General features: G+C 42.0%; 8 protein-coding genes. All 8 read left to right on the top strand.

Annotated features, from left to right (window positions below; genetic code table 11):
- Positions 1-483 precede the first annotated feature (483 nt).
- Genes GWI59_RS03410 through GWI59_RS03375 form a run of 8 tightly spaced genes read left to right on the top strand, consistent with a single transcriptional unit; the run spans position 484 to position 14,127 of the window.
- A complete protein-coding gene (locus tag GWI59_RS03410) occupies positions 484-1,959 on the top strand; it encodes an SrfA family protein (protein ID WP_161670855.1) in 1,476 nt (491 codons plus the stop codon).
- A gap of 3 nt (positions 1,960-1,962) precedes the next feature.
- Positions 1,963-4,947, top strand: a complete 2,985-nt coding sequence (locus GWI59_RS03405) for a virulence factor SrfB (protein WP_072064938.1) — start codon at positions 1,963-1,965, stop codon at positions 4,945-4,947.
- Positions 4,944-7,655, top strand: coding sequence for a putative virulence factor (locus GWI59_RS03400; RefSeq protein ID WP_161723980.1), 2,712 nt, complete (start codon positions 4,944-4,946; stop codon positions 7,653-7,655). Before GWI59_RS03405 ends, GWI59_RS03400 begins: the two co-directional genes overlap by 4 nt.
- Before the next feature lie 3 nt (positions 7,656-7,658).
- Positions 7,659-8,660: a hypothetical protein gene (locus GWI59_RS03395; protein ID WP_006534512.1), complete on the top strand. Its 1,002-nt coding sequence runs from the start codon at positions 7,659-7,661 to the stop codon at positions 8,658-8,660.
- A gap of 9 nt (positions 8,661-8,669) precedes the next feature.
- The gene (locus tag GWI59_RS03390; RefSeq protein ID WP_109848018.1) at positions 8,670-10,673 is read left to right on the top strand and encodes a vWA domain-containing protein; all 2,004 of its coding nucleotides are present in this window, start codon (positions 8,670-8,672) and stop codon (positions 10,671-10,673) included.
- Positions 10,673-11,365 (top strand): ABC transporter ATP-binding protein, encoded by a 693-nt coding sequence (locus GWI59_RS03385; protein WP_161723978.1) that lies wholly within the window; start codon positions 10,673-10,675, stop codon positions 11,363-11,365. The genes GWI59_RS03390 and GWI59_RS03385 overlap by 1 nt, the downstream gene beginning before the upstream one ends.
- A complete protein-coding gene (locus GWI59_RS03380; RefSeq protein WP_109848020.1) occupies positions 11,346-12,581 on the top strand; it encodes an ABC transporter permease in 1,236 nt (411 codons plus the stop codon). Before GWI59_RS03385 ends, GWI59_RS03380 begins: the two co-directional genes overlap by 20 nt.
- Positions 12,571-14,127 carry an SUMF1/EgtB/PvdO family nonheme iron enzyme gene (locus tag GWI59_RS03375; RefSeq protein ID WP_161706151.1) on the top strand — a complete coding sequence of 519 codons (1,557 nt, stop codon included), beginning with the start codon at positions 12,571-12,573 and terminating at the stop codon, positions 14,125-14,127. Before GWI59_RS03380 ends, GWI59_RS03375 begins: the two co-directional genes overlap by 11 nt.
- Position 14,128: the final 1 nt, after the last annotated feature.

Here is a 14,128-nt window from a genome sequence, read left to right as displayed (position 1 = left end):
TGAAGTTAGCAATCTCTATATCTTATCGATTGCAGACCATTCTTTAATTATGTTTTTTTCTTTTCTTGCTCTCTCATTATTCAGAATAAACCTATTTTGTGATTATTATCACAGTGACTAGATGATTATTAATAGTTTATTCTTTTATATTTTTTCTTTTTTTCTTCTATTTCCTTATTTTTTAATGTAAAACCCAACATTCCAGTGATTTAATCTATATATTTCAAAAAATATAGCGCAACCTATATTGCCACGATTTAATTATCATAATCGCTATCTCAATATTCCCGCTTTCACGCAAGAAAAATAAAAAAGTGTTTAATAATAATCAGTTAATTAACCCTAAATAATCCGCTAGATAGACACCTAATTTCTGATAATATAAAATGTATATCAATTTTATATCTTTATTTTTAGCCTTAAAGCCTATTTACGGATAAGCCAACTTACCCATAGATAATCTTGCCTAGCGGAATGATCGTCGTGAATAAAGCATTCTTACGAAGTGGTAAATTAGAAAGTTACCTCCCGATGGGAGAAAATGGACAGGCTGTTTATATCTCTGCACTGCAGCTACGTGAAACTCTGCGTTTGAAAGGAAAGGCACATATTTCTCAATGCCTTGCCATTCCTCAGCCGAATGAAACTGGCGAGCGCATTGACTGGTATTCACCGATTGATGGCTCGGTTATTCCTTGGTCTGCAGCTTCCGAAGAAGAGCGTACAGCTGCTTATGCTGTGCTGAAAAAAAATCAAGATGATTTAATCGCTTTTAGTGAACAAGAGAGGCAAAAGGCTGGAAATAAAGAAAGTCAGCTTTTTGGCGCACTCCTCAGTAAAACCATCCAATTTCCTGACGAAAACCATATTTTTATTGTTGATGGCCAACCGATTATTACCTTTTGGGGATTTGTCAGCGCCAATCAACAACTAAGAATTGATCCTGTTGCTTGCTTAAAACCCGTTGTTGCGACAATCGCACCAACATCAACAACGATCCCACCAGCGCAAGAAAAAGTCATTATCACTGAGACTAAGCGCCCTTGGTGGCGTTTCTTATGGTGGCTGTTACCTTTATTATTACTTCTACTCGCTATTTTCTTCTTAAGAGGCTGTTTCTCAGCGCCAACGTTACCTACGGTCGATATTAAAACACCCAATATTGAAGCGCCTCAACTACCCGATCCTACGCTTGAAAAGCCAAACGTTCCCACTGTGGTGACTAATGGTCATACCGTTGGTATACCAACAGGTACCGTTCACACAGGTACATTAGGCACCGTAGATGCAAATGGAAATGTGATTAATAGCACTGATGGGAACAGTGCAGTAGTTGATCCTAATACGGGGTTACCTGTGGTTGATCCTCAAATAGATAATAACCAAGGTGCTTTACCTGAAGGAGCCGCGCCCAACGATGCGCAACAATCGAATGTGCCTCCTGTTGATCCCACAACACAAAATGAGCAACCGAAAACAGATACTCCTCAAAATGCAGGGAATGAGAACAATACCGCCAACCCTCCGGTTGATCCTAATGCACCACCCGATGTCACACCACCAGCCACGGCTGATAACACAACACCACTGACTATTCCTGCAAATGCGTTAGCTAATGGCTCAACCCAATTCCTTAATGGCCAATGGAAAGCAGGTGCCGGTATTCAAGATCAAAAAACAGGTAAACCACTGAGCTTGAACTATCAATTAGATAATGGTAAAGGGCAAGTCGTCATGACACGCAGTGATGGCGTGACCTGCAAAGCCCCTGTTAACGCAGCCGTCAATCACGGTGGGCTGAATATAAATAACCAAGGTCAGGCTCTGTGTAGTGATGGCTCAAACTATTTGATGCCAAATATTATTTGCCAACCTGGAAGCCAAAATATTGCTGATTGCCAAGGGAAATATGAGAACAGTCAGCCATTCCCATTATCAATGAAGCGGGAGAATAATTAATTCATGTTAGCGCCACTGACCGATTATAAAGATAAAATCACCCTTATCCGTGACAGCAATATTCAGTTTCTGGATTTTGGTTTTACGCTACCACAGCGCAAAGAATATGGTGAGTTTGTTAAAAAAGGCGAAAACGGCCCGTTAATGCGACTCATCTATAATGAGCGAGACGATAACTATCTTTATCCAGCGCCGAAAAATCAACCACAAACACCGAGAGAAGCAGAATTTAGCTTCTCTCTTGAAGAGTCATTAAATTTACTCAATGACACTTGGTTGCCAGTGCCGTTTTTTCGCTTTAATCCGCCACGCTCATTCTCTCAAGGCCCTGATAACTGGGTGAGAATGATGTTTCACCAACTGCCAGAGCCAGATGAAGATGGGCATACACATCGCATTGTAGTGGCTTTTGATACTCGCATTGAACCCAATCGCACTAATACGGCTTATCTCGCACCAAACGAAGAAGATGTTCGTTCTGGTGTTGCTTTTGCTCTCGCCTATCTAGGTTATGAGGTGGAAAATTTCCTTGAAACACCTTGGATTGATGGTTGGTTAAAGGAAGTCTTTAGTGAAAGAGCGCTGACTGTAACCAAAATGTACCATGATGAACTGGATGAGGCGCTGAAAGAGTTTCAACATCAGGCACATTATCTCAATTTGCTCAATATATTAGGTGAGAAACTCCACTTACCTGAGATCAAAATTAATGAATCCAAACCGCAAGAGCCTGCCATTGAAGTTGACCTTATCCTTGATGTGGGTAACTCACGTACATGTGGGATCTTAATTGAAGATCATATCAATGATAATAAAGGGTTAACTCAACTTTATGAAATGACATTACGTGATTTAAGTCACCCTTATCAAATCTACAACGAGCCATTTGAAAGCCGTGTTGAATTTGCGCAAGCGGAATTTGGTAAACAAGATTTTTCAGTTAATAGCGGTCGAAATAATGCCTTTATGTGGCCAACTATTGGTCGCGTTGGCCCTGAAGCTAACCGCATGGCAGCACAACGCTTAGGAACCGAAGGCTCAACAGGTATTTCAAGCCCTAAACGTTATTTATGGGATGACTCACCCTATTCTCCAGGTTGGCGCTTTAGTCGCTCTTTTGGCCAAACAGACAGAGAGCCACTGGCAACCGCTGTACCTATGACATACCTTCTAAACGATCATGGTGAACCGTTATTCCGTTTAGAGCCTGATGAGCGTATGCCTGTCTTTACGCCAAACTACACACGTAGTTCATTAATGACCATGATGTTAACCGAGGTGTTAGCACAGGCATTAACGCAAATGAACAGCCCAGCTCAACGCCTTAAAATGAGTCACGCAAGTGCGCCTCGTCAATTGCGTAATATCATTTTAACGATCCCACCTGCGATGCCAAAACCAGAGCGCGCGATTTTTGAAACGTGCATGGAAAATGCATTAGGCCTCATTTGGAAAGCGATGAATTGGGACCCAACTGATGAAAAACTGCGTTTTGATGGTAAAGATGAACAATGTCGTATACCAATGCCAAACATCCATGTGAAATGGGATGAGGCCACTTGTGGTCAATTAGTTTACCTCTACAACGAAACACAAATTAAATTTGGCGAGCGTACTGAAGCCTTTTTTGCCAGCCAAGTGCGGGAAGATAACCGCGCATTAACCGGTGATAGCACGTTAAAGATTGCCTCAATTGATATTGGTGGCGGAACAACCGATCTCGTTATCACGCGCTATAAACTGGATACGGGTACCGGTAGCAACGTCAAAATTATTCCAACACAACTATTCCGCGAAGGATTCAAAATCGCGGGTGATGATATTTTATTAGATATCATCCAGATCTGTGTTTTGCCTGCATTACGCACAGCATTAACAGATGCGGGTATTTCTGATGCCGATGCTCTGATGTCTTCTCTTTTTGGTAGTGAAGGTTTAGATGCGGGTCAGCAAGTATTGCGTCAACAGCTTACCTTACAAATCTTCAATCCAATTGGATTACGTATTTTAAGCCAATACGAAAACTTCGATCCATTAGTGCCTCATGAAGGTATTAACAGCACCTTTGGCGAATTGCTAGATGTCCAACCAACAGAGCATGTGCGACGTTATATTGACGATGCCGCCAATAAAGAGTTAGGTGGCGGAGATAGCTTCTCTATCTTGAATGTGCCAGTACAAATTAACTTTACACAACTACACGCTGAATTTATTTCAGGTGAACGTATTAACATCACCCGTAGTTTAAAAGCATTGTGTGAGGTACTTTATTACTACTCCTGTGATGTTTTACTACTCACAGGTCGCCCTTCTCGCTTACCGGGTATTCAAGCACTGTTAAAAGTATTACAGCCTGTACCACCTTCTCGTATATTGCCATTACATGGTTACAAAACGGGGGGTTGGTATCCGTTCAATAAAAAAGGCCGCATTGACGATCCAAAATCAACCGCTGCGGTTGGTGCAATGTTGTGTTTAATGGCTGAGAATGCACGTTTACTCAACTTTTACTTCTCGACAGGTAATTTTAAAACTTACTCAACAGTCCGTTATTTAGGGATGTTAGATAATAACAACACGATTTCCGATAATGACGTTTATTACCGAGATATTCAGGATAAATTTGAACCTGATCCTGATACCTATTTTGAAGTCAGAGGCGGAATACGTTTAGGTTTTCGTCAATTAGATAACGCCCGTTGGCCTGCCTCGCCACTTTATACCTTACGCATTAAAAATCCGAAGTTGGCACAACAGTTAAGCCAAGAAGACAGCGTATTGCATATTAAGCTAGGCGAAGAGCGCGGAGCCTCTAGCCATAATAATGACAATAAATCTGAAAAATTACGGATTGAAGAAATGGAGCTTATTAATGGCAAAGGTGGCGTTAATAAAAACGGTTTAAGCTTCAAACTCAATACGTTAGCAGATAGTGGTATTGGTGAAACATCCTATTGGCTGGATAGCGGGAGTGTATTAGGTAAATGAATATGATGGATGAAAAACAGTTAACAGCCAAATGGGATGCCATTTATCAAGGTGCAGGCAAAGCCATTGATTGGGTAAGTGCTGTAAGAGGTAATGCACCTCGTTTAAATACCGAAGCCGATAGCCTTATCTATCGCCTGCGCCGTAGCCGTAATATGGCAAAAAATCTCAGCTTAGCGACCCAACGCCCAATGTCAGTGGGCTTTTTTGGTCTGTCTCAGGCAGGAAAATCGTATCTGATCTCAGCCCTTGCCGCAGGACAAGAAGGTCGTTTAAGAACCAGCATGTCAGGTAAAACACTTGATTTTATCGACCATATCAACCCACCGGGTAGCGGTAAAGAAGCCACTGGCTTAGTCACTCGCTTTAGTCGCAACGCCACAAAAGGTACACAAGCGTTTCCTGTCGAACTGCATCTTTTTAGCGAAATTGAGATCGTTAAAATTATCGCTAATGCTTACCTGTATGACTTTAATCAGGAAAAAATTGATTTTGAATTAGATGAAGAAAAAATCTCTCGTTTAATCAATTCATTAAGCACACAACGCAGTGCGACACCTGTTGCTGGTATTACTCATGATGATGTTGTTTCATTATGGGATTACCTGCAACGCCACGCGGAAAAAAGTCAGAAGAAATTAGCAACAACCTATTGGCCTAAAGCGATTGAATTAGCGCCTTATCTCAGCATAGCCCAACGTGCTAAGTTATTTTCAGTGTTATGGGGCGACATTGCAGAACTGACATCTGCTTATCAGCGTTTTAGTACCACACTTGCCTCTTTAGGCAATGCACCTTTAGTTTTGGCTCCGCTTTCTTCTTTAGTCAAAGAACAAGACGGTGTGTTAGTACAAAACGACAGTATTATGAACGTAGATATGTTAGAGCGTCTCAATACTGCCAATGATAGCCAGATCAGCATTTGTCCTGTTCATGGTGATCGTATTGATGCCCCTGTAACCCTTTCATTAGCAGAGTTAACTGCACTCACGGTTGAATTAGTCGTCCCGTTATTAGATGCACCAAGTAAAACGCTGTTTGAACAGGTTGAGCTACTGGATTTTCCGGGTTATCGCGGGCGTTTAGGAGTTGAAACCATGGCGGATGTGCGCCGTCAGGTTAATGATGATAGCGCAAACCCACTCGCTCAGCTTATTCTTCGGGGTAAAGTTGCCTATCTGTTTGAGCGTTATACCGATAACCAAGAGATGAATGTGCTGGTGGTATGTACCGCATCAAACAAACAATCCGATGTAAAAGAAGTGGGAGCTGTCCTCACAGAATGGATCAATAACACGCAAGGTAAAGATGCACAAACTCGTGCTAAACGCCCTTCTGGCTTGATTTGGGCGATGACCATGTTTGATATGCGTATTACCAACTCCTTAACCATGAATGAAGCGTTATTACGCCAATCATGGGGTAAAGGGGGCATGATCAAAATGGCGATGTTAGAACGCTTTGGTCAATACCCTTGGATGTCAGATTGGATGAATGGAAATGCCTTTAATAACACCTTCTTGGTGCGTAAACCGAGTATGCCTACCCCGTTTATTCAAATCAGTAATGGCAAAGAGAGTGTGCTCAATGAGGACAGCGTTTCACAATTACATCTGATGAAAAAAACCTTTGCTGAAGACGAAACTGTCCAACGTTATATTCGTGAGCCTGACCAAGCATGGGATGCCATGTTGTCGCTTAACGATGGTGGTATGCAACGCCTTGCTGATTATCTTGAAACCGTTGCCTTAAAATCACTAAAACTTGAACGTATCAGTGAGCAACTGCAAGAAATTCAACGTGATTTAATCGGTCATCATCTTGAGAAATGGTATCAATCAGGTGGTGAAGAGGAATTACAAGTAAAACGTCGTAATGCCGCGACTATTTTGCGTTTTATGCAAAGTCGCCCTTATTTACAAGGTGCTTTACTAGATTACCTGTTGCCGTCTCGTAAATCTCTCTACGACCTGTATATGCAGGAAAAAGAGGTTGTCGATACCCTTTCAGACAACAAAAAAGCAACACAAGCCCCAGTTTCTGCCTTTGCTGCTATGGAACAACCGACTTTTGATCTCTTTAGCGATGCGCCAATCTCTTTGGTGCCAGAAGAAGATGAAGCCCCTAAAGGCCACGGCAATGAGGTTACCTACCCTAAAAAAGTGATGGCATTATGGATAAACCATCTGCGTAGTCTACCTGATAACAATACATTGTTAACCTATCTCGGTATCGACCAAGAAATTATGGTGCTGTTAGTTGATGAACTTATTACCGCGATTAATCGTCTTGGTGTTGAACAACGCATGTTGAAAACTCTGGCAGGAACTGAAGCCATTGCCCGCCGTGATGACTTAGCCGAACAGCAATCATCTCGTGTTTATAATGTATTGGGTGATTTTATTACTTGGTTTAATTTCAAAGATAACGGTGTTGAGAAGCCAGATAGCAAAATCAATGTAGGCCATAAAATCTTTGAAAGACCCGATAACACTAGCGTGCAATGGGGTGATGATGAGCGCTTAGTCCGCTTACCTACCAACCCAGTTAACTATACCCTTTTATTTGTGATTGATTGGCTTATCGCTTTATCGGCGGTTATTACTGAGAATGCAGGTCATTCAGCAGGAAGAGAAATCAGTGCTGAACAAAACGCACAGTTAGGCCAAATCATTCAAACCATGAAATCATCCGTCGTGGAGTCATAATTCGTGTTTAATCCAGAATTAAAACCCGTACAACCTGCTCGTCCTGGCTTTGCGGTATTAAGTATTCGTAATTGGGAAGGTGACGCTTCCCCTGTTTATTTAAGCATTCAGCGCAACCAAGATCGCTATTTCTTAAATGATAAAGGGGAGTGGGTAGGTAATGCCTTTTTCCACCAGCTGTCTCTTGAAGATGCTGATGACGGTTATCAAATCGTTCTTGATAAAACGTTAGTTGATCCCCTCGTTAGCAACTTACAAATGGCGTATCAATTTACGTTAAAAGACGATAATGAAACACAAGATATCGGTCGATTACGTATTCGTGATGGTGTATTAGCTTCTCAAGCACAAGGTCAAAGTGAAGCATTAAAATCAACGGCAACATTAGATACTCAAGCCGTTCCACCCGCTCCGATTGTCGAAACACCACCAGAGCCGAAGCCTGAAGCAATCAAAGAGCCTGAGCCGATTATTCCTGAAATTAAGCTAGATGAACCGCCACAACGACCGACACCACCTGCACCGAAAAAATCTAAAATTGGTTTAATTTTAGCAATTATCCTGATCTTAATTTTAGCGGGTATCTTAACGTGGTTCTTCTTACTAAGAGGCAATCCAGCAGGTGAACCAGCACCACAACCGATATCAGCGCCATCAACACCAAGTGTGTGTAGTGTTGAAAATATGAAATCAGGTACGGCGCTCGCTTTTGTACAAAGTTGCATACAGAGCCAACCAGATAGCAAAACTATCCTCGCAACGATCTCACTCGCAAAACAGAACAATCAATGTGATGTTGCTCAGCGTTTATATGCATATAAAGCGCAATCAGGTGATGTTGAAATCGCACTAAATTATGCTCGTGAATACGATCCAGAAACCGCATCAGCACAAGGTTGCTTTAGTGCAGACAAAGAGACCGCTATTTATTGGTACGAAGCAGTTTTAAATCATGATCCACAAAACAGTGACGCAAAAGCGCGTCTTGAAGCTTTGAAAAAATAGGAAAGTCACATGAAAAAGGCGCATTGGCTGACACTTATTCTCAGCGGTTTAATTCTAACAGCACCTGCCAGTGCTGAAGAGAAAAAACCGCTATTACAAGAGGGGAAAAAGACGCTCTATCAGCGTGTATTAACCTACCCAGGTTGCCAAGTGGCAGACACAATTGGTGCAGCAGGTAAAGAACAACCCGCATTTAGCCGTTTTTATGTTTATCAACGTCAAAAACAAGGCACCAATGAGTGGTTACAAGTCGGCCCTGATAGCTTGGGACATATTAGCGGTTGGATGAATGCAAGCTGCACATCTGAATGGAAAATGCAGTTAACACTCGCATTTACTAACCCTGCGGGTCGTAACCCAATGCTGTTTTTCAAAGATAAGCAAACGGTTGAAGGCTTACTTGAAAGCCCTACTCCCGAAAAACAGTATCAACCTTTTTTAGCTGATATCAAAAATCAAAAAGTCAATCCGGCTATTTTAGCTAAAGAGCCCGATTATATGATTGATCAGAAAAGTAATTTTTATCTGTTACCTGTACTAGGCTCAGATGAAGTCTTTACTGACGCGGGCTATAAAGTGCGAGTGCTTAATGTGGCATCGGTCTCTTCACAAACCAAAGACAGCAAAGACGCACAGAATACAAATGCAACCGCAAACAATACAAAACCAGCAACGCCAGATAGCAAAGATGCTGACAATATGATGCAAGGTTTTTCTGCGGCTGTCGTGTTTGTTATCGACTCAACAATATCAATGGACCCTTACATTGATAGAACCAAAGAAGCGATTCAGAAAGTTTATACTCAAATCGAAAAAGACAATATGTTGGATAAGGTAAAATTTGGTTTAGTGGCGTTTCGCTCTAATATCAAAGCCGTTCCCGCATTGGAATACGATAGCAAAATGTTTGTAAACCCCAATGACGTAAAAGATGGCCCTGATTTCCTGAATAAAGTAAAAGAATTGCGTCAAGCAAAAGTCTCAAGTAGTCGTTTTGATGAAGATGCATATGCTGGTGTTATGCAAGCCCTTGATGATGTTGATTGGACTCGTTTTGGTGCGCGTTACGTTATTTTAATCACCGACGCGGGCGCATTAACGGGCGATGATCCTCTGTCATCCACTAAACTCGATGCTGAACAAATTCGCCAAGAAGCCGCTTATCGTGGTGTTGCACTTTATACCCTGCATTTAAAAACCCCGTCAGGTGCAAAAAATCATGCTTCAGCACAAACGCAATATGAAGCATTAACGCTGAATCCGTTCTTACACAAATCGCTTTACTACCCTATCAACTCAGGAGATGTAAATAGTTTTGGTCGTATGGTAGACAGTTTAGCAACTGCTGTCACCACGCAAATTCAAACCGCTTATCGTGGTGAAGCTACTGTGGGAAGTGCATTAAATGCTGATCCTACTTATGGCAAAGATAAAGAGACTGACACCTTACTTAGTGATGCACACGATTTAGGCTATGCCATGCGTTTAGCGTATTTAGGTGAAAAACAAGGTACAAAAGCGCCTCCGGTCTTTAAAGCATGGATAAGTGATCGTGACTTATTACAGCAAAATATCCCAACCACAGAAGTACAAGTGTTACTGACCAAAAGTGAGCTTAGCGATTTAAGTGACGTGATGAAAAAAATCGTTAATGCGGCTAATGAAGGTTTGATCTCACCTGACAATATGTTTGCAGATTTACGCTCGATTGCTGCCACAATGGGTAACGATCCTAATCAAATCAAACAGGGTTCGGCAACCAAATTAGGTGAAATGGGCTTACTCGGTGAATATATCGAAAATCTCCCTTATTTAAGTGAAGTTTTAGGCTTAGATGAAGAGACATGGAAAAGCTGGGATGGCCTTGAGCAAGAGAAGTTTATCCGCCGACTCAATACCAAGTTGCAATATTATCAACGCTATAACGAAGATGTTGATCGTTGGATATCCCTCGCACCACAAAGCGATCCGCGCGATCACGTTTATCCTGTCCCACTGGAAAACCTGCCTTAATGATCCAGATTGAAGACATGGCAATTACGCGTGGTGATGCGCAACACGGTTTTCGTGTTGCGCTTCCTTCATTGACCCTTAAAAAAGGGGAAATTGGCGCGCTAACAGGATTAAGTGGTTGTGGTAAAAGCACCTTACTAGAAATGATCGGGTTAATCTTACGTCCTGATAAATTAACCCATTTCCAACTCGGTGATGATGTCATTATCACACAAGCGGTGTTGAGTAATGAGCAGGCACAACTCGCATCATTGCGTGCCGAAAAATTGGGTTTTATGCTCCAAAGTGGCGGATTGCTTCCCTTTTTAACCGTCATGCAAAATATTCAATTACCTCGCAAAATGCTGGAATTACCGCCACACTCCGCTTGGCTTGATCACGCCATTGACCATCTGCAATTACGCCCATTGTTAACTCGTCTTCCTCGCCAACTCTCTATTGGTGAGCGCCAACGCGCAGCATTTATTCGCGCAATCGCTCATGAGCCCGCTTTATTACTTGCTGATGAACCTACAGCAGCCCTTGATCCCCATAATGCACAAGCGCTGTATGCACTCATTGTAGAGATGGTAAAGCAACTGGAAATTTCTGCGCTGGTTGTTAGTCACGATTGGTCTTTAGTCGAGCGTTTTGGATTTAGCCACTATCACGCGCAACTCGAAGGAGGCGGTAGTGTCTTTATCAAACAATAGTGCCAATCCTAATCGCCTAGGGTTACTTAGCTCACTCGCTTGGCGCGACTTAATTTACGATCGCAAAGTCGCATTATGTATTGTGTTTTCTTTGGTCTCAGTCATTGCCCCACTGCTACTGCTGTTTGGATTAAAGAATGGCATTGTAACGCAGCTTCATAATCAACTGCTAAATGATCCTCGTAACCTTGAAATACGGATGTTGGGCAATGGTAATTATCCACAAAGCTGGTTTGATGAAATTGCGCAAAAAGAAGAAGTCCGTTTTGTTATCCCATTAACACGTAGCTTAAACACACAAGCCGATATTGTAATTGATGGGCAGCATTTTATTGATAACGCTGAAGTTATCCCGACGGCAGACAACGATCCTTTATTAGAAGGTGTAGCTATTCCCCAAAATGCAGACACTTTAGTCCTTTCTGCCAATGCAGCACAAAAGCTACAGGCAAATGTAGGCGATAGAGTGCGCTTATTTATCAGCCGTAAGCTTAATGGCGTTAATGAACGGGCCAAACGCACCTTTACTGTCGGCGCCATTATCAGTGATAGCAAATTTTCAAGAGCGGCGGCCTTTGTTTCTCTTGATGTTTTAGTCGCAATGGAAGATTACCGAGATGGTTATCAGGCGCCTCTTTTTGGTATTACACAAGGAGTTGAGTCAAAACCAAGAACCCAGTTTGCTAAAGCTCGCCTTTACGCCACAAATTTAGATGCCATCACACCATTAGATGATTGGTTTAGGCAACAACACATTGATGTAATAACACAAAAAAGCCAAATAGAGTCTGTAAAAGCGATCAGTTATGTCCTTAACGTTATTTTCTCTGTTATTGCTTGGGTCTCACTATTAGGTTGTATTGCCTCATTAATTGGCGCCTTTCTTGCCAATATTGATCGTAAACGCAAAGACATGGCAGTCCTTCGCCTATTAGGTTTTCGTCAATTTGCTGTTTCTTTATATATTGTATTGCAAGCGCTGCTATTAACGAGCGTTGCCTTTATTTTAGCCCTTGGGCTTTATGGCATTGGTAGCACCTTATTTACCACATTATTAGGCACCCATTTACCTGAACAAGCTTTTGTTTGTCAGTTAACGTTTTGGGATTTATTGATCGCCATGTGTAGCGCCTTACTTGTGGCCTTAGTAGTGGCAAGTATTGGCGCATTACGTGCCGTTTCGATTGAACCTGCGGAGAGCTTACGTGAAATTTAATTTATCGCTTTTAACTTTATCATTTGCGCTGTTATCTAGCAGTTTTACCGTATCTGCCAAATGGGACGATAAATTCGTTAACCCAAAAGCGTTGCCTGATGATGTGATCTTGCCTTTCCCTTGTGAAGGTTCAATGGTATTTCGCCAAGTGACTATCCCTCTCAGTCAGCCTTTACAAGACTACAGCGTGACTTTAGGGCAAGAAGGTGATGAATGGGGGTATTTAGAACAATCACGAGCTGAACATATCGCGGGTAGCTTTCCACTAAAAGGCAAAGAAAAAGGCCGTTACTACCTTATGGCAAAATACCCCGTTACCGATCTGCAATATAACGCCATGCAGAGCGTGATTAACAATAAAGAGTGCCCTGTCGCTTCAAATAAATTACGTTTACCAAAAGTGAATATTAGTTGGTACGAAGCGATGCAATTTGCAGACCAATATAACCAATGGTTAAGAAGCAAACATCCAGAGGCATTACCCGTTGAAGATGGCGCAAAAGGTTTTGCACGATTACCGACAGAAACAGAATGGGAGTTCGCAGCGCGTGGTGGCCTAAAAGTCTCAGCCTCCGAGTTTCGTGATGTGCGTTTTCCAATGCCAGAAGGTACCAAAAATTATATTTGGTCAGCAGGCAGCCAATCTGCTAATGGCTCATTACAACTCACCGGTTTATTATCACCCAATCCATTAGGCTTACATGATATGTTGGGTAATGTCGCTGAAATGATGTTTGAGCCTTTTAGATTAAATAAACTCGACCGCTTACATGGGCAAGCAGGTGGATTTATTGTACGTGGCGGTAGTTATCTCACGCCGGAGAGTGATATACGCAGTTCATGGCGTCAAGAAGAGCCTTATTACACTGACACTGGTGCAAATAAAAACAAATACACAGGCTTTCGTTTAGCCATTGTTGCCCCAGCATTAACATCACGCGACAAAATCAAAGAGATAGAAAAAGAGTGGCAGCAATTAGGTAATGAGAAACCAGCAAATAATAAATCGAAATCCAATAGCGATAATTCCATTAATAGCCTGAATACACTCTCAACTCAAGTGCAAGATGAAGCATTGAAAAAACAGTTAGCTGAATTAAAAAATACATTACGGGCTAATGCACAACTGCGTGATGAGCAACGTGATCAAGCTATCCGTACTTCACTGCAATTAGGTGCTTTTTTGTGTACCAAATTAAAAGATGATGGCGAGTTCTACGACCGATTAATCGCATTACATGAAAAAAACTGCCCTGCTGGCACTAAAGATGCCACTTGTGAACGACGTCAAGAACAAGTCAACGAACATAAGAAAACCCTCGACTTTGTTGTGAGCTATTACGCTGACACGTTAGTGGATATGGCAACAACATACGACGCCTCTTTAGTAAAACCGCAAATTGACGTTGTACGCCAATTGATGGAGGCCAGAGGTAAATCAAATTTAAATACGTACCTTTCAACGTATATGCAAGGACTTCAAGGATATTGGGCTAACGGTAAAGTTTCACGGAATGAATGGCTTGAAGCGTGTAAAAAACAATAAC

Source organism: Proteus sp. G2673 (assembly GCF_009915125.1).
GTDB classification, from domain to species: Bacteria; Pseudomonadota; Gammaproteobacteria; order Enterobacterales; family Enterobacteriaceae; genus Proteus; species Proteus penneri.
This window is presented reverse-complemented; position numbering and strand designations above follow the sequence as displayed.

Bases quoted from the DNA above. Each gene is read 5' to 3' on its own strand.
- GWI59_RS03400 (WP_161723980.1), top strand. From the start codon at position 4,944: ATGAATATGATGGATGAAAAACAGTTAACAGCCAAATGGGATGCCATT.
- GWI59_RS03390 (WP_109848018.1), top strand. From the start codon at position 8,670: ATGAAAAAGGCGCATTGGCTGACACTTATTCTCAGCGGTTTAATTCTA.
- GWI59_RS03385 (WP_161723978.1), top strand. From the start codon at position 10,673: ATGATCCAGATTGAAGACATGGCAATTACGCGTGGTGATGCGCAACAC.
- GWI59_RS03405 (WP_072064938.1), top strand. From the start codon at position 1,963: ATGTTAGCGCCACTGACCGATTATAAAGATAAAATCACCCTTATCCGT.